Genomic DNA, 21,218 nt, shown 5'->3' with positions numbered 1-21,218 from the left:
CTATTAGCTATGAACTGTTTCTTTTTCGAGCTCATTTTCTGTTAGCTTCAATATCTTAGAAGTAGAAGCATGCATGTCCTTCAATAACTCAGGATGTTCTGCTAATGCTTTACCATATGAAGGAATCATTTCTTTCAATTTTGGCTCCCAATCACTTACTTGTCCCGGGAAGCACTTGTTAATCAGATCCAACATAACTGCTACTGCAGTGGATGCTCCAGGCGAAGCTCCAAGCAATGCTGCAATGGAACCGTCCTTATCCGTTACAAGTTCTGTACCAAATTGAAGTGTACCTTTGCTATCTGGAGTATCCTTGATAACTTGCACACGTTGGCCTGCAGTCCATAAATCCCAGTCTTCACTCTTCGCATCCGGAATAAATTCACGCAGTTCATTGATACGTTGTTCTTTTGTTTGTACCACTTGTTCTACCAAATACTTAGTCAATGACATATTCTTTGCACCACATGCTAGCATAGTCGTTAAGTTATTGGGTTTCACAGAACCAATAAGGTCCATCATGGATCCTTCTTTCAAGAACTTCGGTGTGAATCCTGCGAAAGGACCGAATAGCAAGGACTTCTCACCATCAATATAGCGAGTATCCAAGTGCGGAACGGACATTGGCGGTGCACCGACTTTTGCTTTTCCGTATACTTTTGCGTGATGTTTTGCAATTACATCTGGATTTTTACAGACCATGAAGACACCACTGATTGGGAATCCACCGATATGTTTACTTTCAGGAATACCTGTTTTCTGTAGCAATGGAAGACTTCCGCCTCCGCCACCAATGAAAACAAATTTAGTTTTATGGAATTCAAGCTTACCATCTTTATTATTCTTTATTTTTAATTCCCATTCGCCATCACTTGTACGTTTGATATCTTCTACTTGATGACCGTAGTTCACTTCAACGTCCACTTTTTGCATATGCTCAATTAACATACGCGTCAATGCACCGAAGTTTACGTCTGTACCTGTGTCGATTTTTGTTGCAGCAATCGCTTCATCAACAGTACGGTCTTGCATGATCAACGGAATCCATTCTTTTAGTTTTTCCGGATCATCGGAAAACTCCATTCCTTGGAATAGTGGATTTGCTGTCATAGCTTCAAAGCGTTTCTTCAAATACGTCACATTGTCTTCACCTTGTACAAGACTCATGTGTGGCAGTGGCATAATAAATTGCTCAGGGTCTTTAATCAACTTTTTTTCTACTAGATGCGACCAAAACTGCATAGATAATTGGAACTGTTCATTTACTTTAACCGCTTTTGTGATATCTACAGTCCCATCCGGCTTTTCGGAAGTATAGTTCAGTTCACATAAAGCTGCGTGTCCTGTTCCCGCATTATTCATCTCATGCGAGCTCTCTTCACCCGCTTTATCTAATTTCTCGAATAACGAGATATTCCAGTCAGGCGCTAATTCTTTAAGCATTGTTCCTAGCGTCGCACTCATAATTCCGGCGCCAATTAATATAACATCTGATTTAGTTTGTCTATTACTCATTTTGACCTTCCTTATATGTGAAATTTACAGAAACGTAAATGTTCCTAAATAAGGCGTCACAGCATACATGGCGCGTACTAGGAGCACTTTATTCTGTCTCAGTTTAACCATACATCTACTACCATCTTTTCTATTATACATCAAATATAATTAGGTTTAAAGGGACTTGTTTATTTATCAGGATAAAGCCGGTAATATGTCGGAATTTTGAACCACTTTATGGATTCCAGTGAATTCATGGTTGTTTTCACGTCAATAAGTCTTCTGAGATCACTTTGAACCCTTCAATGATTGTGTCCTCTTCTACTTCAATCAAAATACATTGCTTGCCATCATAGTTAACTTGTTTGACATATTTCAGGTCTTGTGGACTAATTGAAATGTTTGCTACTTTGGTTTCGATCTTAATCGATTTCGACGTATAACTTGGTACGATGTGTGTTGCTTTCATTTCATAAGAGGTATCATCCACTACGGTCTGGAAAGCTGTTTCTACTGCTTCTGTATTAACGTAGTCAACACCGCTCATTTTCAACACACGCTCTACTTGCTTCGCATCGATTGCTGGTGGCTCTTCCGGTTCTTCCTCTTCTTCATCCACTACAGTTAATCGGTAGATTGCTTCATATACATTTCCTAGTGTTTCCGTATCTACTTCACCGCCGACTACTTGTTTGACAATCTCCTCGAAAACGGCCTTATCGTCGGCAGCGGTCACCACTTCTTCACCATTCAGGACATTCTCTATGAACGCATAATCGGGTTTATTCGCTTTACCCGCCGAATATAGTACATGATTGACATCAGCTGAATTGTCCGTGAAGCAAGGGAATAAAAAGCCGCCTATTGGTGACGCAAGATTAATGATGGGATCGAGCATCGTATTCGATTTGAATTCACGCTCTTGGAAATCAAATATAATGGAGCGCTTCGGCAAGTCTGTATGATTCATACTGCACAAAATAAACGGTGTGGTAAACACTTCATCGCGCATATCAATTTCAGTTTCCTCACTGTTACGCTTAGTCTTCTTAAAGTAGTTTCCACGAATAAATGTCACGACGAGATCTTTTTCATATTGGACATCTTGCACCATCTTCAGTGCTAGATGTTGCATTTCCTCTTTCCATTCATCGGCTTCTTCCGCTTGCAATCCTTCATACAATAGTTTTTGTGCGTGATGATCGTTAGTCTCTTCATCTTGACGTTCGAACTTCACTTCAAATAACTTCATACCTAGTTTACCACCAAGCACTTTTTTGAAATTGGTCATAAACAGTTCCTGTTGCTCACGGTCAAGCAAAGCAAAAGCCTGACTTTCTTCATGGTAAATCTCATTGCTTTCCTGCCTAATATAGACATGGTAAATATCAGTGATCGTCAAAAGATCAGTATCTAATTTAAATCGTTTACGAATATCTGCAATATCACTTTTATTCATTTCGTGTTCCCACTTCCTAACTGATTTAAATAAATTTAATCACTACGTCGGATGACGCTTCTATACACGTGCATAAAAAAATAAAATTTTCACACATACTTATCCACTATTCGGGTACACAATGAAGTGAGACTAAAAAATCAGACAAGGGGTAGTGATTTCATGTCAGAAAAACTATTTACATCCACAGCAACCGCTAACGGAGGAAGAGAAGGCCATGTAGTATCCTCCGATAAAGTAGTAGAATTCGATACGGCAATGCCGGGAACAAAAAGAGCAAAAGAATTAGAGAACTCAACCAACCCTGAACAATTATTTGCTGCAGGTTACGCAGCTTGTTTCGATAGCGCACTTCAACTTGTAGCAAGCAAAGAACGCGTTAAGTTTTCATCAGAAGTCACTGCAAACGTCAGCTTGTGCAAAGATGAAACAGACGGTGGTTTCAAACTAGAAGTTGAATTACAAGTAACCGGTAGAGACATTGAAAAGACAAAGCTTGAAGAGCTAGTGGAAAAAGCACACCACGTCTGCCCATATTCCAAAGCAACTAGGGGTAATATTGAAGTGACACTTACTGTACTTTAATTCTGCATCTAAAAATAACAGGATAGGCTGTGCTGGAAATCGTGAATACACGACATCTAGCACAGCCTTTTAATTCACCGGAAGATACTTTCTATTTTTCCATTCCCTCCATTAATTTCACAATCGCAGCAGAAGTCTGCATAATCTGCTCTTTATTCGATATAGTAGCTACCCCGTCACCCTTCTGCTCACCGTAATCACCAAAACCTGCGTGATTACCACCTTCTATTTCGATGAACTTCGAATCACTAGGCATACTAGACTTGGCCGCCTTAATAGCCTTCGCATCCGCCACCTCATCATGACTCGCCCGAATCGACAACACATCCACCGACGTTTCACTCAAATCCGTGTGGCTTCCAGGATAAGAAGCCAGCAACACGAGCGCAGAAATCTTTTCATGACGGGATGCATAATCCGATGCTGTCACACCGCCTAAAGAATGACCCCCTATTAACCATGTATCCATTTGAGGATGATTACGGATCACCTTATCTGCCCGATCAGGGGAGAAGATTGCCATCTTGAGCGGCAAGTGAGGAATGATTACAGTATAGCCTTGTTTAGCAATCTCCTTGGCCATCGGTGCGTATGCTTCGGCTTCTACTTTTGCACCTTGATAGAAAATAAAACCTATGTTTCTCTTATTTGAAGTAGGCTCAAACACTAAGTCTTTACCATTTGTCACGGTTACATCTGAATCTGACTGCAAATTTTCTTCCGCGTAAGACTGCGCTTTATAATAAGAACTAGTAAACAGGAAGAACCCAACTGCAATCATTAACAGGAAAATACCTAGCCCGATAAATAACTTGAATTTCCATGTCCTCTTTTTTTTCATACTTGATCCTCATTCCAGTTTATTTCTTCACAATATCGATGAAATGTTTTAACACTCTAGCCGTCAATCCCCAAACTGTATAAGTACCATACTCGTAAAACCATTCCTCAAGTGAATGGCTTCGAAATTTATACTGATCTCCGTTCATAATCTTCTCAAATGGGAAATTATCCGGCGGAGCTACTTCAATCGATACCAAATGCATATACGGTTCATGTTCCATCAACCACTTGAGCGGAATAGTAAATACCTCTTCCACCTCTTCTTTATTATAACTTCGAATGATTTCATGATAATCAATTACCGCTACGAACGGATAGACGACGAATGAAGGAGACGCAATATACGGGCTTAACTCTTCTATCATCTGTACCGTCTTCGGATCAATCCCGAGCTCTTCGTGTGTCTCCCGTAAAGCTGCTTCCATAGGGGATGCATCCGTTATATCGATTTTGCCGCCAGGAAAACTGATGTCGCCCGGCTGTTTCCTCATCGTGAAGGCACGCACCTCAAATAGCACATGCCATTCCCCTTCCGCTTCTACTAACGGAATGATTACAGCGGAACGGAACGCGGTTTCTTCTCCAATGAATAAAGATTTATTTTCATACAACTTATTTTGTAGTTGATCCAAGTCCATGAAGTCCCCCACCTCAGCGTTTTATCCTATCGTATCATTATCAGACGAATCGTTAAAGAAATAAAAGGAGCTACCCTGTTAGAGCAACTCCTCGTTCTATATATACGTTAGCGCTTCACTAATTTCCCCTGCACTACATAGCGTTTATCTTTACTATTCACCGAGTTATTGCAAGTGGACAGTGTCACAATTCGATCATCTGCCCCTACTTCAACAGGCATATCAATCAGAGAACGTGATTCCACTTCCTCGAGAAAGTCAGAAAATTGTTCGTCCGTCTGAAAATCTGTTTCGATATAGTAAAAGTCAATCGTCGTTTCATATGCTGCAAACACTTCAATATCATACCCTTCATACAATGTATCGACATAAATAACGGGATGTTCGTCTGCATAGTCTTGATCACCAAATTTCTTCAAACTACCGAACATCGTATCATTTCTCATTGCATGACCATAGAGGACCGTGTTGCGGCTCATATCCGTAATATCATTCCGATAATCCATAAAGACACTGCCTGCGCGACTATTTTCTCGTGTGAAGTTACGATTTAAATAAAAATCATTGTCTTCAGCCTGCAAGATCGGGTTATGCAAATTGGTTCCTTCTACTGAAATCCAACCCACGATATCTTGATTCACCTTATTCAATTCTTCAAACTGCGGACGCATCGAATAGTCATTCGATGCGTCTTCTTTAACATCTTCTGTTACAGCAACCTGAACCGTGTTTTCCAACGCCTTCTCATACATCTGTTGCGTCTCCTTCAATGAGCTGGCTGATTCCACGTATGTATACAAATACTGCACGAGTAAATAGCCTGAGTAGAGAAAGACTGCTAGATAAACGAAAGGCATGAGTTTCGACAGGCGTTTCTTCATCAGCTTACCTCCTAAATACCAAGAGACATCATATAAAGACCTAATTCGTCATCTTCCTTAAACACGGCGTTGACTCCATATACTTCTTTGATGACATCCTTTGTAATGATCTCACGTGGCGGCCCTTCTGCAATGATTCGACCATTCTTCATCATAATGATCACATCACTGTAACGAATCGCCTGATTGATATCATGCAATACCATGACAATCGTCAATCCATAATCTTCATTCAGTGATTTCACGAGCTCTAATAATTCAATTTGATAATAAATATCTAAGTATGTTGTTGGCTCATCCAAGCAGAGTATTTCTGATTGCTGTGCCAATGCCATCGCAATCCATACACGCTGACGCTCCCCACCCGATAATGCTTCTAAGTCTTTATGGCGTTTGTCGGTCAGGTTTGTCACGGATAATGCCCAATCTATAGCCTTGTCATCCTCTTCTTGGTTTCGCTGTAAAAACGTTTTATGTGGCAACCGACCGAAGCCGACTAGTTTCTCAATCGTCAAATCTTTTGGTACTTCATTCTGCTGATAAACAATCGCTAACTTCTTCGCAAACTCTTTCGGCTTAAACATCACTAAATCACGATTTTCTAGTGAAGCTGTTCCGGAAGTGGGCATATTAATTCGTGAAAGTACACTTAGTAATGTCGATTTCCCACAACCATTTGGTCCAATGATCGTCGTAACTTTCCCTTTAGAAATAGACGTCGAGACATCATCCAAATGGTTGGTTATATTATCATGCGATACCATAATGCGCTTCATTTCCATAACGTATCACTCTTTTCGCAGTAAGAATATTAAGAACGGCCCGCCAATGATCGCCATCAGCGTTGAAGCAGGTATTTCAAGCGGTGCTACGATTGTTCTACCGAGCGTGTCAGCTAACAAGATAATCAATGCCCCTAAAAGAGCAGTAAATGGTATAAGCACCTTATGGTCATGGCCAACCAATCTGCGGGCAATATGCGGTACAAGTAAGCCAACAAATGATATTACACCCGCCACTACGACCGAAATTGCCGCTAGTAAAACAGCTACTGCCGCAATGATTAAACGGGCACGCGTGACATGGAAGCCAATACTCTTCGCTGTCTTATCCTGTAGCACTAATAAATTACACCAGCTATACAATACAAACGCCAGAACCAATCCGATGGTTCCGTATGTCGCGATAGTCGAAACATCGCTCCACGTACGCATCGTTAAATTCGAACCGATCACGCTTGAGGCTGAGACGTTCAACGATCCACCAAAGCTGATGAACGCTTCGGTGAGGCCTGTGAACATCGCATTGATCGCAATTCCAACTAGAATTAATTTCAACGGGCTGAGACCGGATTTCCACGATAATGCAAAGACGAGAAAACAAGCGAACGCCCCACCCATAAAGGCAAATAAAGGCGTCATGAAAAAGAGTGCCGGAAAGAATGAAATAATGAATAACTGCATGAATGCTGCACCGGAAGATATCCCGATAATACCCGCATCTGCAAGCGGATTACGCATAACGGACTGCAACAAGACACCCGAAACCGACAATGCCGCGCCTGCAAATATCGCCACAATCATCCTTGGAAAACGCAAATCGCGAATTGCTTCCATTTGACTGTTGCCTTGTTCAGAGAACGCTCTGAAAAACTCAAAGAAGCCCATTTTAATACTGCCTGTCGTAGCAGAATAAACGATTGTTACGGCAAGCAGCAGGAATACGATTACATAACTAGCAATTCTTTTTCTCATGACGGACTTCCTTTTCAAACGACATTCATCGAGTTATCGATAGAATATCTTCATTAGCTCACTTAATGCTTCAGGTACTTGCAACGAAGCGGTTGTGCCAAATAACTCTTCTTCCAAATCATAGACTTTACCATTTTTCACAGCATCAAAATGTTTCCATATATCATTCGTTTGGAACTCTTCGTTAAACATTTCCACAACTTCATCTGGCATACCATGTGATAAACGCAAAATAATATCTGGATTACTATTATGAAGATACTCAGTATTTGACGATAAGTATTCAGGATCTTGACCTTCCATTACATTCGTTCCACCAGCACGTTTCACGAGATCACCCGCGTAGGAGTTTTCCGTCGCAACTAAGTAACTGCCTGGAATACCTAATAATATTAATACACTTGGACCGTTGCGATTCGCTGCTACTACTTCCGCGGCTTCAATCTTTTTCTGTAAATTCCCTACTAATTTGTCTGCTTGCGCTTTACGGTCGTAGCGCTCTCCAAGACCTTGGATTTCTTGAATCATTGAATCGACACTTTGGAAGTTTAAAAATGTCGCTGGAATATTCAATTGTTCGAAACCGGCTTCGAGATCATATTCCAATGTAGAAACGGATAAAAAATCTGTCGGATTCATTGATTTCACAATCTCCATGTCCGGTGTCATGGCATTACCGATGGTTGGAAGCTCATCAAACCGGCTTGCCATATTTTTTTCCGTTTCAGGAATAGCGATGGCATCTATATCTAACTTATCTAGAATATCTGCGATGACTACAGTACCCGCAATAATTCGTTGTTCACTTGTTTCAGCGCTTTCACTTTTCTTAGCCGCGTCTGCCGAAACAGCTTTCTCTTCTTTATCATTTCCGCACCCTGCGATAATAGTTGCTGTCATGACTGCCAACATCAACCATACATATCTCCACTTTTTCTGCACGATGTAATCCTCCACTCGTTATTCATTACTCGTAACGTTATTTTTCTTTACTAGTCGACGTATTAATAAGATGCCCGACAAAATACATAATGTGAACAGTATGCCAATTTTCATTGTATCGAAGGGAATCGTTTGTTCTTCCTGTACATGAATTGCTAGCTCTTCCGGTTCGCTTGCTACTTGTGTAACGACCTCGGCTGGTTCTTCCTCCACGTCATCCACCGTACGATCAAATTCCAATTGCGCTTCAGGAAGAAGAGGTGGTATTTCATCCTGTGCTTGTTCTATTTTTTCGGACGGTCTTTCTTTCTTTTCTTCTTTTTCAATCGTGGTTTGTTTAGTGGGTGTAGGGCTTTCTTTCGGTTGCTCAGTTCGCTTAGTCAAGGAAGAAACTGCTTTGCTGTCTGAAGGTACTTTGTTCAAAAACTTCGCAATCTGTTGCTGATCGAAAGTAATTTGCAAAAACTCTTCCTGTACATGCGAGTTCTCAGCGTCCTCCACTTTCATCCAGATACGAGTCCCCTTCTGGAAATCTTCTACTTCAAACTGCACAATACGTGACTTGTTTTGTGAGACCACTTTTGGTTCCACTAAATTACCACCTTGCTCTACCGTGAAGCCTTTAACTTTACTCGGTTGAAGAATCTCTAACTGTGCATAGTATCGATTGTCACGTTTACTGACGTGTATTACTTGATTGACATAGTCGTTCATTACCGATCGTTTACCATCTGACAGCAACTGGTAGTGTACAGTATCATCACTTGGTTGAATCTGGTCAAAGACTGGTAATGATTGCTCCTGGATCAACACTTCATATGAAAAAAATTGCTGTGCATGTTCTTTTGGCAAACGATATTTGCCTGTGAGTTCAATCTTTTGATGTATATCCTGTATATCAAACTGAACTAAGTTTTCTGCTCGATCCAGTCGCGTGCTCGTTTTGTTCCCTTGCTGTACCGCAGTGACGTGCGTTAAGATGTGGTCATTCTTCGCCGAAATGGATAATGTATAGCGATCTTCCTTAACAGTTAACGTAGCCTGCTTAGTAAATAAAAGATTTATGCTCTCGGCTTCATGTGATAGAAAACTTAGTTCAACTTGATACACATCATGTGTGATTTCTTTCTTTTCGTTTGCATTTACAGAATGAAAAGGAAGCCACGCAGAGATGAGTAGCAAAAGTAGCGGTAATAAAACCATGTTTTTCATTTCGGACGTACACTCCTTTACATATCATGTAAAACGACAGGAACTTCCTTCCGCTTTTGGAAAGGCGAAAGGAAGTATCTGTATTGATTCTTATTTTCCCATGAAGTTTAGTGAACCGTTTAGGATTTTAGCCATTTGTGTGCGTTGTAGTGAATCGCCAGAGTTGATCAAAACTTTACCATTCGGTTGTTTTGCGCCTGTCATAATTTTTTCTGCATACAACAATGCAAATGCTTGCTTCGCTTCAGGATCTGTAATTGCTTTCCCATCTGCATAGAATGGCAGAGTTGTATCACCTTTTTTGATTTCATTACCTTCTGCAAATTGAATTGCACGGTATAGCATCAATGCTCCTTGCTGACGAGTCAGTATATCATTCGGATTGAACTTGGCATTCGATTGGACAATACCTGCTTTGGCAAGAGCATTAATTGCGTTGATACGCTCTTTGTCTGTGATTTTGCCTAAATCCTGGAACCCTGCAGAAGGAGCTTCTTCTAACTTCAACGCACGCGCAACCATCAAGGCGAACTGTGAACGTGTGATGTTGTTACGTGGATTGAACTTGTCCGCACTTTTTACAATACCTTTGTCAAGAAGTGCGAGAATCGCTTCTTTGTTACCGTCTTTGTCGATGTCTTTGAACGGGTTCACAGTTGGTTTTGCACCGTCAAGAGCAATTTGCACTTTGTGGTTTGAGTCATATTGTATAGGACCTTCATTCACAATAACGTGAATCTCAGCATTCACTAACTTTGTTAGATCCGCTACATTGAATGTATATGTGCGTACACCTGTTGATTTATCATCTGTTGCTACAGGTACGTCTTTGCCCGCAACTTTGAAGCCTTGGATATAGCTTCCTTTAGGGAATGTTACTGTTACTTCGTTGCCTTCCGTTATTTTCTTTACGGATGCAATTGGGGACATATAATCGTTCATGATAGATTCTTCATTCGTCCCATCTTTATATACTTTTACGTTCACATCGCTTATTGTTTCCGCATCTGTGTCTGCTTTAGCGACTGTTGCACTCATATCAAATTCATACCACTTGTCCATGTTAGCCGCTGGTACTACTACATGAATTCTACCTGGATATATTTTATCGGTAACTACCGGGAAAGTATAAGTAGTTGTGCCATCAGTATTTTTAACTTCCGTTGCATCAGCAAATTCTTCTCCTTGTTTCGTTTGAAGACCTGCAATCATCGGAGCTGATTTAGCCGCAACCGTTACGTTCGCATATGATATTCCGTCTTTTTCAACTAAAGTTCCTTGTGGCACGAGATGGCCACTAATTGCCGGCTCAGGTGTCGTTGTTCCAGACTTGTATATATTTAAATCAATCACTTGATCCACTGTTACGGCTTGTTTCAAAGTAGACGTTGCTCGATCGCTTGTGCTGATCGGATTAGCTGATGCCGCCGTTGGAATAGCGATGGAAGCTGCTAGTAATGAAGCAAGTACTACTTTCGTTACACGAGATGATGTTTTTTTCGTCATAATTAGTGTTCCCCCTGTTTTCTTTGGAATCTAGTTTTATACAATAAAAATGCAGAACCTGCCAATACGAAGATTAATAGGTACGGCGTTGAATCACTGGTTTGTGGATTCTTAACTGGTTCTTGAGTAGTTGGTTTTTTTGTCACTGTACTGGTACTAGTGTTGGTGTTAATACTAGGTGGTCGGTTCGTATTAGTTGTTGGTGGTTTTACTGCCGGTGGTGTCACGGCGTTCTTGTCCTCAAACACTAAATCCACTGTATACTCGTGATGGTAATTAATATGCTCTACGTCGACTTTTATCGGGATCTTTACAGGTTTTGAAATATCACTTACGCTAAACTCTACAACACGCGTATCTGCTTTCAGATCTTCATTGACCACTTCCGCTCCGCCTGCTGGCTCGAACTTCGTAATCAAAGAACTGTTCTTAAGCGTCAGCTGTACGATGGCAGAACCATTCGTTACAGTTACGAGTGCCGGTTTTTGGAAATAATCATTTGCAATAGATGCGTTCTTGCTATCTGGCTGATTAACCTGATAATTTAATTGCTGGGTACCGTCTGCTATTTTAGCAGATGCTTGCGGTAGACCTACTGTCAACACGAAAAAACTTACAACTAAAAAGTATAAAAATGCTTTTCTCACTTGGACATAAACCCCTCTCACTTGCTCATTTTCATGCTACATAAATCCACCGATTGACTACCATTCACTGGATATATTTCCACTTCTAAATTATCTCATAAATTACCCCATACATGAATCATTGCAACTATATCATCTAATGGTCTATGACAAATCTGTGACATTTGTAACGTATAAATGAGAACAATTATCATTTAATATATCCTGTTTTTCCAGTAATGTCAATTAGTATTTGGAAAATTATTTCAATTTAGGCTATAAACTTTTTAACTAGTCACTAAATCTAAAGCTTCGCATAGTCTAGATGGATATGATTTATGGATGAAAGGGGTAGTGCAATGAATATTCAGTCCTTCAGTGGTGTCGTAATGGTAATAAATGATTTTTATACGGGGCAAAATAATGACGCTGGTTGCTACTTGTTGATGACAGTCGATAATGGTAGAGGAAATGTCGTCAACTTTGTAGTAGAGCCGACAACTTATTTCGTCAATCATGTAAAAATTCATGTAGGTGATCGCGTTACAGGATTTTATGATGCCGATGCTGCCACGCCTATGATCTATCCTCCGCAATTTAGAGCAATTGTTATGTCTAAAGACTCCCCTCGTGAAAACGTCAAAGTTGACTACTTCAATCGTCGCTTGCAAAGTAGTGACGGAACGCTTCAGCTTAATCTGTCTCCGCAAACTGAAATACTTTTGACAAATGACCAGTATTTCACAGGAAATATAGCAGAGCGAAATTTGATAGTTATATATACCACAACGACAAAGAGTATTCCTGCCCAAACTACACCACATAAAATTATAGTAATTTGTTCATGAATTGTGTACTTAGATAAAACAAAGACACTCTCATTGAAGCGTGTCTTTGTTTTATATGCAAAAGAATCGTTGTGTTGTCTTATAGATTTCTCTATATGCTTCATCAACAGTTACACCTTTAATTTTGGCGATACTGTTAATACTCTCATGCAACATAGAAGGATGCGTTAATTTACCTTTAAAACAATGTTCAAAAGGCCACGGTCCATCTGTTTCTACCATTAGCTGAGTGAACGGAACTTGTTTGACTATATGTTGAATCTTTTCTCGATACGTAACTTCTGGCGTCACAGAAATCATATATCCGTTCGAAACTATTCTTTGCAATACTCTGTCGTCTCCTTTAAACCAATGAAAGTGTGCTTTCGAGATTGAATACTGTTCCAACATCTCACAAACAATAGTTGCATCTGCATAAACGGCATGCAAAGAAATTGGCAAGTTATATTTATCTGCCTTCCGAACAAAACATTCCAACACATTTTTATAAAGTGACACGTCAAAATCAGCCTGCTCTTGTCGCAAATAATAAGGCAACCCTACTTCTCCAATCGCAGCGAGGCAATTGGCATGTTCATCAATCAATTGCAGTATAGCTGAAAGTTCCACTTCACTCGGTAACGCTTGTTCTGGATGATAACCTATTGCAGGTTTGATCCGTCTATCTATTTTCGAAAGTTCTAATTGCTTAACGGAAGATGCGAAGTCATTTGAAACCGCCACTAGTGCAGTCACATCATTCACTTCTAATGCGCGCAAAACTTGAATTCGTTCTTCTTCTTCATACATATCTAAATGAATATGCGCATCGATTACATGCCTGCTCAAAACTTATCACCCTCTTTCACTAATATGCTATGTTTCACGTGAAACGTTTCTCCTTGAATGAACCCAAACTATTATCTCAGCGTCATACTACTTTCTATTACAAAAAAGTAGGCGGTGACATATGAACTTGCATGCATTACGTACGAAAACAATGAATACAACACGACAACTCTTTATTTTCGGTTGGCAACAAGCTTTGGCTTGCATTTTCCCTATTATTATCTTCAGTTCACTAGCACTTACACAACTCATCCCTTTACCTTTTCTACCACGATACGACTGGCTACTCCTCATTTTCATAGGAACTCAGTGGTGGATGGTACGATCTGGACTCGAAACACGTGATGAACTGAAAGTGATTACGTTATTTCACATCATCGGCCTAACTTTAGAAATATTTAAAGTACATATGGGTTCTTGGTCTTATCCTGAGGAAGGATTTTTCAAAGTTTTCGATGTTCCTTTGTACAGCGGCTTCATGTATGCAAGTGTAGCAAGTTATTTGTGCCAGGCTTGGAGGAGATTGCACGTCCACCTCATTCAGTGGCCTCCGCTCTGGGCAGTTATTCCTCTTGCTATCGCGATATATGGAAACTTCTTCACACATCATTATTGGTTCGATTTAAGATGGTGGTTGTCCGCATTAGTACTGGTTATTTTTTGGCGTGCCTCGGTTAGTTATTGGATAAACGACACACAGTACCGTATGCCCTTATCTCTTTCATTCATATGCATTGGCTTTTTCGTTTGGGTAGCTGAAAATATTGCTACTTTCTTCGCTGCTTGGACCTATCCCAATCAAAGTGAGACATGGCATCTTGTTGGCATAGGTAAATTAAGTTCTTGGTTACTATTAGTGATCGTCAGTTTCCTCATCGTGGCGGTGTTAAAACAAATTAAAAAGGAATAGATATGTATATCGTAACAGGTAAGTACTTTACTAAGCCCCCTAAGAAGGGTATATTCCATGGGAAATAAAAAAACGCACTATCAAAAACGCAGCAGGCTCAATAGCCTACTGCGTCTTGTAATAATTAATGTGTAACTGGTTTAGGGTAGTCGAAGCCTTTTGTGTCTACTTCAACTGTCTTCATCTTCTGCTCTTTGATAGGCTTATCCATAGCATCTGTTTCATTAGCCACGATAGCATCCACTGTCTCCATGCCTTCCGTTACTTTACCAAAAGCCGCATACTCTCCGTCAAGTGAAGAGTTGTCGTCTGTCATAATAAAGAATTGTGACCCTGCAGAGTTCGGCTCTTGCGTACGCGCAGTCGAAATCACACCGCGCTCATGTTTCATAGTATTTTCAAAACCATTCGAAGAGAATTCTCCGTCAATAGCGTATCCTGGTCCGCCTGAGCCATCACCAGATGAATCTCCGCCTTGAATCATAAAGCCTGGAATCACACGGTGGAAAATCAAGCCATCGTAATAGCCGTCTTCAATTAAGGAAATGAAATTCGCTACCGTATTCGGTGCAACAGTCGGCTCTAGTTCCAACACAATCTGCTCATCATTTTCCATCGTGATCGTCACGACGGGGTTCTCTTTTACATCCTTCGAGTAATCAACCGCTTCTTCTTTAGGTGTCTCCACTGTTTTTTCTTCAGTCGCTTTGCCACACCCTACTAAAAGAACGGCCAACGCCATCAAACTCATTATGAAATACCATGCTTTATTACGCTTGAACATATCCGTCTAACACTCCCTATTATTTTATATCTTCTATGACCTACTCCGAGCTATGGTTTTACTCTTCACGGTAACGTAATGCTAATCCCTTTAGGAAGTTTCGAGCGTATCGATCACCACACGGTTTATAGTTTCGATGACCTTCTTTACGAAGAACAGCACTTAACTCGTTTTTAGAAATCGTAACACCTGCATTTTCTAAAATCTCTAGCATATCTTCACTTGTAAGAGATAATGCGATTTTGACTTTCTTCAGCAAAATATTATTGACATTACGATGGCCTTCTTCTGACATTAGAAATGGTTGCGGTGCATTGCCGGTATTTTCTGGTACTCCTCTTCTGGAGCTGATTAAGCCATTTAGAAATGACTCCAACGTCATGTTGTCGATTTCCTTTGCATATTCATTCATCTGCATTTCATCTGTACTATCTTCATTCGTTTTTGTCAGCATCTCTTTTACTTCCGCTCTGTTTGTCTGCAGTCCACCTAACGCAAACATTTCTACAACTGCGGAATCCTTTAGATCCAGCGCATAGCGTAATCTGCTTAAAATATCATTATTATTCATGTAATCACCTGTACCCTCTATAGTATATAGCTTTGGTTCTTAGTATAGCCTGATTCGTTATAATTTGTCTTCATTCAGTCAATTGACGTTGAATCTGTCTCTTGTTCAATCGTTTGCATAAACTGATCGCCAAAATCACAAATCGATGTAACGACTGGTTCCAATAATAAACCAATTTCACTTAATTTGTACTCCACTTTTGGTGGCACGACGGGATAGACATAGCGCGTAATGATTTCATCCTCTTCTAATTCACGTAACTGTCTAATCAACATTCGTTGATTAGCATCTGGAAGTTTTTTCTGTATTTCGCTTAGTCTTAACGGTGTTTCGTGCAATAAGCACCAGATGATCGCAATTTTCCAACGACCACCTATGACAGACAAAGCTAAATCTTTGCTCGTAAAGTACTGCTTATCTTTATAATGAATGACCATATTGCTTCACTTCTTTCTATACTAATCATGTTCATAGTGACAAAAGAGTCAGTATTGCATGGTGAATTATAATATGTAATGATAGAAAAGTAAACACAATACAGTAAAAGGAAGAAGGGCTTCATGTGAAAAGTAGAGCAGCTGTAGCATTCAAACCTGGAGAACCACTTAAAATTGTAGAAATTGATGTAGAAGAACCAAAAGCTAATGAAGTATTAGTCAAAATTCTTTACACTTCTGTCTGTCACACAGACGCATATACATTATCAGGCGATGACGCAGAAGGAGTATTTCCTGCCATTTTAGGCCATGAAGGCGCTGGTGTCGTAGTTTCAGTAGGTGAAGGAGTCACTTCCGTTAAACCTGGTGACCACGTTATTCCACTTTATACACCTGAATGTGGGAAGTGTAAATTCTGTCTATCGGGTAAAACTAATCTATGTGGTGCCATTCGCGAAACACAAGGTAAAGGATTAATGCCTGACGGTACGACTCGCTTCTCTTACAACGGTGAACCAATTTATCACTACATGGGAACGAGCACTTTCAGTGAGTATACTGTCGTCTCTGAGATCTCCCTAGTTAAAGTGGAAGACCACAACGTACCGCTTGATAAAGTTTGTCTATTTGGATGTGGTGTCACTACGGGTATTGGAGCTGTTCATAAGACAGCGAAGGTAGAAGAAGGTGCTGTTACGGCAGTCTTCGGTCTAGGAGCTATTGGTTTGGCCGTTATTCAAGGATTGAAGCAAGCAAAAGCAAGCCGCATCATTGCAATCGATTTGAATGAAGACAAATTTGAACTGGCGAAGAAAATGGGCGCAACAGATTTCATCAATCCTTCTACATTTGATAAACCCATTCAGGAAGTCATCGTAGACATGACGGATGGCGGTGTCGATTACAGCTTCGAGTGTATCGGTAATGTCGAAGTAATGAAAGCTGCTCTTGAATGCTGCCATAAAGGTTGGGGCGAGAGTATTATCATTGGTGTCGCGGGGGCCGGTAAAGAAATTCATACCCGTCCATTCCAATTAGTTACGGGTCGCGTATGGCGCGGGTCTGCATTTGGCGGAGTAAAAGGAAGAACAGAATTGCCAGGGATGATTGACGACTACATGGACGGTGAAATTGATTTAGATTCGTTCATTACACACCAACTAAATTTCACGGATATTAATGAAGCATTTGATTTGCTCCATAAAGGTGAATCAATTCGATCAATACTAACATATGGAGAGTGAGATCATGAATGTAGAACGCGTTGAGCAACGTCGCTCTTTTAGTGGGGAACAAAACAAGTACAACCATTATTCAGAAGTTCTCAAGTGTGATATGACATTTAGTGTCTTCTTACCATCTAATAAAGAACAAAAAGAAATACCGCTCATTTGGTTTTTATCGGGATTAACATGTACGGATGATAACTTCAGTCAAAAAAGTGGTTTCCAAAGCTTAGCTGAAAAACATCAGGTAGCTGTAATTATACCCGATACATCACCACGCGGAGAAGACGTAGCGAATGATGAGGCATTTGACCTTGGACAAGGTGCGAGTTTTTATATAAACGCAACAGAAGAGCCATGGGCAAAGCATTATCAAATGTATTCGTATATAACGGAGGAGCTAAGTAAAATTGCCTCTACTCTAGTGCCTAACTTCTCAGGTAAAGAAAGTATCATGGGTCACTCAATGGGTGGTTATGGTGCATTGATGATTGGAATGAAGAATGCTAATCGTTTCAAAGCGATTTCAGCGTTCTCTCCAATTTCAAGTCCGTGCGATGTTCCGTGGGGAGTCAAGGCATTTTCCACTTATCTTGGTGAAGACAAAGCGACTTGGAAGCAATGGGATACTACAGAACTGGTGAAAGAAGCGGGTCTTCCTCCTATTTTGATCACGCAAGGAATGGCAGACGATTTCTATCCAGAGCAGTTGAATGAGAAGCCGTTCCTAGAAAATGCGAAGCAGCATAACCAGGCAGTGGAGTATAACCAAGTAGAAGGCTATGACCACAGCTACTTCTTCATCTCCTCATTCTTGGAAGAACACTTTGACTTTCATATGAAGAACTTGGAGTAAACTATTTATAAATAGAGTGTCGTAATAGTGTATTGTTTGGGATTTGCGCTACAGAGGGGACGCTTTCCTGAGGGCGTGGCTTGAGCCGCTTCCCTCACTTCGTTCAGTCCAGGGTCTCAAGTCACACGCTGATCCTCCAGGAGTCGCCCCTCTTTCGCTCCAATCCTACTCAAAAAACTGAAAACTTTACTTTTTCAATTTTAAATTCAAGATCAATTCTAGATAACTTTTCAACTTACTATATCCAAAGAAATATGCCAGTTGATCGTAAGCTGAAGGCGGCGACTCGGGAAGGATCAGGCCGACAGGTGAGACAACTAAAGGAGCGTCACGACTAGTTGGCTCACCGCGGGCCTTCAAACGCGCCCCTTGCAGCGTCAATTATCGAGGCCTCCCCCTTCACAAGTTAAAACATCCACATTGCCACGCAGTGTGGATGTTTTTGTTTTTAAGGGTATATGAATTAAGATAGAAGAACGAACTTATAAATACCTTACATAGGAGGGATAGCTACAATGGATCTTAAGAAAATGCTAGCCGATGAACGTGTGAAACCATATCTTATGAAAGCTCGTTACGGCATAGAAAAAGAAGGACAGCGCGTAGATCTCGATGGGCACTTGGCAACGACCTGCCACCCAGCGAATATCGGAATGGGAGACGAGCATCCGTATATTCAACGCGACTTCTCTGAAACTCAAATGGAATTGATCACGCCTGTCCTGAACACACTGGACGAATTATTTGATTACCTATCAGGCATTCATGACGTTGCCTATCGTTCGATGGGCAAGAATGAAATGCTCTGGCCGTTAAGTATGCCCCCTGCCCTTCCTAAAAAAGAAGAAGATATCATGATTGCAAAGCTGAACAATTTTGAAAATGTTCTCTATCGTCGTTCACTTGCCAATTCATACGGTCGTCGCAAACAAATGATTTGTGGTATTCATTTCAATTTTGAATTCAGAGACGAACTGCTCCGTATGTTATTTGATTTACAATCAGACTTTGATGATTATCAGCAATTCAAAACAGATATTTATTTGAAACTGACTAGAAACTATTTGTACTATCGCTGGCTCGTCACATATTTCTACGGTGCGTCCCCTAGAAGTGAAGAAAACTTCTATGGATGCGACGACCAACCCGACGAACCAGTTAGAAGTATTCGAAGCAGCCGATTCGGCTATACGAACCATGATGATGTAAATGTGTCGTTTAGCACGATTCAGAAATACATTTCGGATTTATCTTCCGTAGTTAATAGAGGTTTGCTGGTAGAAGAAAAAGAGTTCTATACAGCTATGCGTTTACGTGGCAGTGATCGGGTGGCAGACTTCGAGCATACTGGTGTGCGTTATGTAGAGTTACGGAATATCGACTTAAACCCGTTTGAAACGAATGGCATTAGCTATGAGCAAGCGGAATTTCTGCATGTATTCCTGCTTTATCTTCTACAGAAAGAAGAGGATCCGGAGAGTGACGAATGGGGTAATGCGGGTGATGCTCGCAATGATGTTGTCGCACTTGAGCATCCACTAGCACATACTCAGTTTGAAGCCGAAGCACATGAACTGGTGGATGAAATGGAACAGTTATCAAAAGATCTAGACTTCCCAGTTTCCGAATCATTATTTGTGAATCTGCGAGAGATGCTTGCTGATCCTTCCAAAACCTTGGCGGGAAGACTTTATTCAGAGAGTGAAAAGACGAGTCAAAGCCAGGTGGCGACAGAAATTGCGAGGGAAACCTATACTCAGCTGTGGGAAAAGCCATATGAATTGACAGGCTTTACGGATATGGAGCTATCCACGCAGATTATGATGTACGATGCGATTCAGAAAGGCATCAAGGTAGAAGTTTTGGACCGCCAAGATCAATTCTTGAAGTTGAAACTGCATGACCATATAGAATATGTCAAGAACGGTAACATGACGAGTAAGGATACGTATGTATCTACTTTGATTATGGAAAACAAAACGGTTACCAAGAAAATCCTTCATCAAGAAGGTTATCGCGTTCCAGGTGGAGACGAATTCAGTAATAGTGAAGAAGCTTTACGCGCCTATGAGATGTTTGCTAAGACACCATTTGTTGTGAAGCCAAAAACGACGAACTACGGGATCGGCATATCCATCTTCAAAGACGGCGCAAGTTATGAGGATTACGAGAAAGCGATCAGTCTAGCATTCGACGAAGATTCGTCTGTATTGGTAGAAGAGTTCCTTGAGGGCACAGAGTACCGTTTCTTCGTGTTACACGATAAAGTTCTCGCTGTCATGCTACGCGTGCCTGCAAACGTCACAGGAGACGGTACACACACAATTAAGGAACTTGTTGAAGAAAAGAACCGTGATCCACTAAGAGGCACAGACCACCGTACACCATTGGAACTTATTCAACTCGGAGAACTAGAGGTTCTTATGCTGAAAGGTCAAGGTTATCAACTGAATTCTATTCCTGAAGACGGGGAGATCGTCTACTTGCGTGAGAACTCCAACGTCAGTACTGGTGGAGATTCGATTGATGTAACCGATCAAGTTTCCGAGGATTATAAGAAGATTGCAGTAGATGCAGTAGCCGCTCTCGGAGCAAAAATTAGCGGTATCGATTTGATTATTGAAGATCTCGATGTTCCGGCAGCCAATCCAGGCGCGTATGGCATCATCGAAGCGAACTTTAACCCTTCGATGTATATGCATATTTACCCTTATAAAGGCAAAACACGACGAGTGACAACCGATATTTTGCATTACTTATTCCCGGAACTGTTATAAAATATTTTTGACTTGTCGAATGAAAATATTCGTATAGT

22 protein-coding genes are annotated in these 21,218 nt (G+C 40.8%); 6 read left to right on the top strand and 16 right to left on the bottom strand.

What is annotated here, in order from left to right; translation table 11 throughout:
* Nucleotides 1–3 precede the first annotated feature (3 nt).
* Nucleotides 4–1,515 carry a malate:quinone oxidoreductase gene (locus tag CSV70_RS02060; RefSeq protein WP_099628441.1) on the bottom strand — a complete coding sequence of 504 codons (1,512 nt, stop codon included), beginning with the start codon at nt 1,513–1,515 and terminating at the stop codon, nt 4–6.
* A gap of 247 nt (nt 1,516–1,762) precedes the next feature.
* Nucleotides 1,763–2,956 carry a DUF4317 domain-containing protein gene (locus CSV70_RS02055; RefSeq protein WP_099661113.1) on the bottom strand — a complete coding sequence of 398 codons (1,194 nt, stop codon included), beginning with the start codon at nt 2,954–2,956 and terminating at the stop codon, nt 1,763–1,765.
* A gap of 162 nt (nt 2,957–3,118) precedes the next feature.
* Here CSV70_RS02055 and CSV70_RS02050 point away from each other — a divergent pair, with 162 nt between their 5' ends.
* Nucleotides 3,119–3,541, top strand: a complete 423-nt coding sequence (locus tag CSV70_RS02050; protein WP_085132221.1) for an organic hydroperoxide resistance protein — start codon at nt 3,119–3,121, stop codon at nt 3,539–3,541.
* A 91-nt stretch (nt 3,542–3,632) separates the two neighbouring features.
* Here the strand turns inward: CSV70_RS02050 and CSV70_RS02045 are convergent, their stop codons facing one another.
* The 9 genes from CSV70_RS02045 to isdC form a co-directional block, all read right to left on the bottom strand.
* The gene (locus tag CSV70_RS02045) at nt 3,633–4,382 is read right to left on the bottom strand and encodes an alpha/beta hydrolase (protein WP_099661114.1); all 750 of its coding nucleotides are present in this window, start codon (nt 4,380–4,382) and stop codon (nt 3,633–3,635) included.
* A gap of 19 nt (nt 4,383–4,401) precedes the next feature.
* Nucleotides 4,402–5,022 (bottom strand): NUDIX hydrolase, encoded by a 621-nt coding sequence (locus tag CSV70_RS02040; protein WP_085132223.1) that lies wholly within the window; start codon nt 5,020–5,022, stop codon nt 4,402–4,404.
* Nucleotides 5,023–5,129: 107 nt separating this feature from the next.
* Nucleotides 5,130–5,903, bottom strand: a complete 774-nt coding sequence (gene srtB / locus CSV70_RS02035; RefSeq protein WP_085132224.1) for a class B sortase — start codon at nt 5,901–5,903, stop codon at nt 5,130–5,132.
* Nucleotides 5,904–5,914: 11 nt separating this feature from the next.
* On the bottom strand, nt 5,915–6,685 hold the full coding sequence (locus CSV70_RS02030) for an ABC transporter ATP-binding protein (protein ID WP_085132225.1): 771 nt from the start codon (nt 6,683–6,685) through the stop codon (nt 5,915–5,917).
* A gap of 6 nt (nt 6,686–6,691) precedes the next feature.
* A complete protein-coding gene (locus tag CSV70_RS02025; protein WP_099661115.1) occupies nt 6,692–7,657 on the bottom strand; it encodes a FecCD family ABC transporter permease in 966 nt (321 codons plus the stop codon).
* Nucleotides 7,658–7,690: 33 nt separating this feature from the next.
* On the bottom strand, nt 7,691–8,569 hold the full coding sequence (gene isdE, locus CSV70_RS02020) for a heme ABC transporter substrate-binding protein IsdE (protein ID WP_099661122.1): 879 nt from the start codon (nt 8,567–8,569) through the stop codon (nt 7,691–7,693).
* 48 nt (nt 8,570–8,617) lie between these two features.
* Complete coding sequence (locus CSV70_RS02015) at nt 8,618–9,811, bottom strand: NEAT domain-containing protein (RefSeq protein WP_085132227.1); 1,194 nt, start codon at nt 9,809–9,811, stop codon at nt 8,618–8,620.
* 90 nt (nt 9,812–9,901) lie between these two features.
* Complete coding sequence (locus tag CSV70_RS02010) at nt 9,902–11,317, bottom strand: NEAT domain-containing protein (RefSeq protein ID WP_099661116.1); 1,416 nt, start codon at nt 11,315–11,317, stop codon at nt 9,902–9,904.
* A 2-nt stretch (nt 11,318–11,319) separates the two neighbouring features.
* Nucleotides 11,320–11,964 (bottom strand): heme uptake protein IsdC, encoded by a 645-nt coding sequence (gene isdC, locus CSV70_RS02005; protein WP_233191746.1) that lies wholly within the window; start codon nt 11,962–11,964, stop codon nt 11,320–11,322.
* A 338-nt stretch (nt 11,965–12,302) separates the two neighbouring features.
* On the opposite strand from isdC, the gene CSV70_RS02000 reads away from it, so the two are divergent.
* Nucleotides 12,303–12,791: a hypothetical protein gene (locus CSV70_RS02000; RefSeq protein WP_085132230.1), complete on the top strand. Its 489-nt coding sequence runs from the start codon at nt 12,303–12,305 to the stop codon at nt 12,789–12,791.
* Nucleotides 12,792–12,842: 51 nt separating this feature from the next.
* On the opposite strand, the gene CSV70_RS01995 is transcribed toward CSV70_RS02000, so the two are convergent.
* Nucleotides 12,843–13,619 (bottom strand): TatD family hydrolase, encoded by a 777-nt coding sequence (locus tag CSV70_RS01995; RefSeq protein WP_099626613.1) that lies wholly within the window; start codon nt 13,617–13,619, stop codon nt 12,843–12,845.
* 151 nt (nt 13,620–13,770) lie between these two features.
* Between CSV70_RS01995 and CSV70_RS01990 the strand changes: the two genes are divergently transcribed.
* Nucleotides 13,771–14,529, top strand: a complete 759-nt coding sequence (locus CSV70_RS01990) for a DUF817 domain-containing protein (protein ID WP_099661123.1) — start codon at nt 13,771–13,773, stop codon at nt 14,527–14,529.
* 124 nt (nt 14,530–14,653) lie between these two features.
* Here CSV70_RS01990 and CSV70_RS01985 read toward each other — a convergent pair whose 3' ends face one another.
* The 3 genes from CSV70_RS01985 to CSV70_RS01975 form a co-directional block, all read right to left on the bottom strand.
* Nucleotides 14,654–15,313 (bottom strand): peptidylprolyl isomerase, encoded by a 660-nt coding sequence (locus CSV70_RS01985; RefSeq protein ID WP_099661118.1) that lies wholly within the window; start codon nt 15,311–15,313, stop codon nt 14,654–14,656.
* Nucleotides 15,314–15,371: 58 nt separating this feature from the next.
* Nucleotides 15,372–15,884 (bottom strand): YehS family protein, encoded by a 513-nt coding sequence (locus CSV70_RS01980; protein ID WP_099661119.1) that lies wholly within the window; start codon nt 15,882–15,884, stop codon nt 15,372–15,374.
* 74 nt (nt 15,885–15,958) lie between these two features.
* The gene (locus CSV70_RS01975; protein ID WP_085132233.1) at nt 15,959–16,321 is read right to left on the bottom strand and encodes a winged helix-turn-helix transcriptional regulator; all 363 of its coding nucleotides are present in this window, start codon (nt 16,319–16,321) and stop codon (nt 15,959–15,961) included.
* Between the two features lie 125 nt (nt 16,322–16,446).
* On the opposite strand from CSV70_RS01975, the gene CSV70_RS01970 reads away from it, so the two are divergent.
* Nucleotides 16,447–17,565 carry an S-(hydroxymethyl)glutathione dehydrogenase/class III alcohol dehydrogenase gene (locus CSV70_RS01970; RefSeq protein ID WP_099628431.1) on the top strand — a complete coding sequence of 373 codons (1,119 nt, stop codon included), beginning with the start codon at nt 16,447–16,449 and terminating at the stop codon, nt 17,563–17,565.
* A gap of 4 nt (nt 17,566–17,569) precedes the next feature.
* Nucleotides 17,570–18,403 (top strand): S-formylglutathione hydrolase, encoded by an 834-nt coding sequence (gene fghA / locus CSV70_RS01965; protein WP_099661120.1) that lies wholly within the window; start codon nt 17,570–17,572, stop codon nt 18,401–18,403.
* A gap of 186 nt (nt 18,404–18,589) precedes the next feature.
* Here fghA and CSV70_RS01960 read toward each other — a convergent pair whose 3' ends face one another.
* Entirely contained in the window at nt 18,590–18,784 is a 195-nt protein-coding gene (locus CSV70_RS01960) for a hypothetical protein (RefSeq protein ID WP_085132236.1), read from the bottom strand.
* 134 nt (nt 18,785–18,918) lie between these two features.
* Here CSV70_RS01960 and gshAB point away from each other — a divergent pair, with 134 nt between their 5' ends.
* Entirely contained in the window at nt 18,919–21,180 is a 2,262-nt protein-coding gene (gene gshAB / locus CSV70_RS01955) for a bifunctional glutamate--cysteine ligase GshA/glutathione synthetase GshB (protein ID WP_099661121.1), read from the top strand.
* The last annotated feature ends 38 nt before the right edge of the window (nt 21,181–21,218 follow it).

The sequence above is a fragment of the Sporosarcina sp. P25 genome, from assembly GCF_002743235.1.
GTDB lineage: Bacteria > Bacillota > Bacilli > Bacillales_A > Planococcaceae > Sporosarcina > Sporosarcina ureae_B.
This window is presented reverse-complemented; position numbering and strand designations above follow the sequence as displayed.

Excerpts from the sequence above, each read along its gene's own strand:
- CSV70_RS02060 (WP_099628441.1), bottom strand. The coding sequence starts at position 1,515 with ATGAGTAATAGACAAACTAAATCAGATGTTATATTAATTGGCGCCGGA.
- CSV70_RS02055 (WP_099661113.1), bottom strand. The coding sequence starts at position 2,956 with ATGAATAAAAGTGATATTGCAGATATTCGTAAACGATTTAAATTAGAT.
- CSV70_RS02050 (WP_085132221.1), top strand. The coding sequence starts at position 3,119 with ATGTCAGAAAAACTATTTACATCCACAGCAACCGCTAACGGAGGAAGA.
- CSV70_RS02045 (WP_099661114.1), bottom strand. The coding sequence starts at position 4,382 with ATGAAAAAAAAGAGGACATGGAAATTCAAGTTATTTATCGGGCTAGGT.
- CSV70_RS02040 (WP_085132223.1), bottom strand. The coding sequence starts at position 5,022 with ATGGACTTGGATCAACTACAAAATAAGTTGTATGAAAATAAATCTTTA.
- srtB (WP_085132224.1), bottom strand. The coding sequence starts at position 5,903 with ATGAAGAAACGCCTGTCGAAACTCATGCCTTTCGTTTATCTAGCAGTC.
- CSV70_RS02030 (WP_085132225.1), bottom strand. The coding sequence starts at position 6,685 with ATGGAAATGAAGCGCATTATGGTATCGCATGATAATATAACCAACCAT.
- CSV70_RS02025 (WP_099661115.1), bottom strand. The coding sequence starts at position 7,657 with ATGAGAAAAAGAATTGCTAGTTATGTAATCGTATTCCTGCTGCTTGCC.
- isdE (WP_099661122.1), bottom strand. The coding sequence starts at position 8,569 with ATGTTGGCAGTCATGACAGCAACTATTATCGCAGGGTGCGGAAATGAT.
- CSV70_RS02015 (WP_085132227.1), bottom strand. The coding sequence starts at position 9,811 with ATGAAAAACATGGTTTTATTACCGCTACTTTTGCTACTCATCTCTGCG.
- CSV70_RS02010 (WP_099661116.1), bottom strand. The coding sequence starts at position 11,317 with ATGACGAAAAAAACATCATCTCGTGTAACGAAAGTAGTACTTGCTTCA.
- CSV70_RS02000 (WP_085132230.1), top strand. The coding sequence starts at position 12,303 with ATGAATATTCAGTCCTTCAGTGGTGTCGTAATGGTAATAAATGATTTT.
- CSV70_RS01990 (WP_099661123.1), top strand. The coding sequence starts at position 13,771 with ATGAATACAACACGACAACTCTTTATTTTCGGTTGGCAACAAGCTTTG.
- CSV70_RS01985 (WP_099661118.1), bottom strand. The coding sequence starts at position 15,313 with ATGTTCAAGCGTAATAAAGCATGGTATTTCATAATGAGTTTGATGGCG.
- CSV70_RS01980 (WP_099661119.1), bottom strand. The coding sequence starts at position 15,884 with ATGAATAATAATGATATTTTAAGCAGATTACGCTATGCGCTGGATCTA.
- CSV70_RS01975 (WP_085132233.1), bottom strand. The coding sequence starts at position 16,321 with ATGGTCATTCATTATAAAGATAAGCAGTACTTTACGAGCAAAGATTTA.
- fghA (WP_099661120.1), top strand. The coding sequence starts at position 17,570 with ATGAATGTAGAACGCGTTGAGCAACGTCGCTCTTTTAGTGGGGAACAA.
- gshAB (WP_099661121.1), top strand. The coding sequence starts at position 18,919 with ATGGATCTTAAGAAAATGCTAGCCGATGAACGTGTGAAACCATATCTT.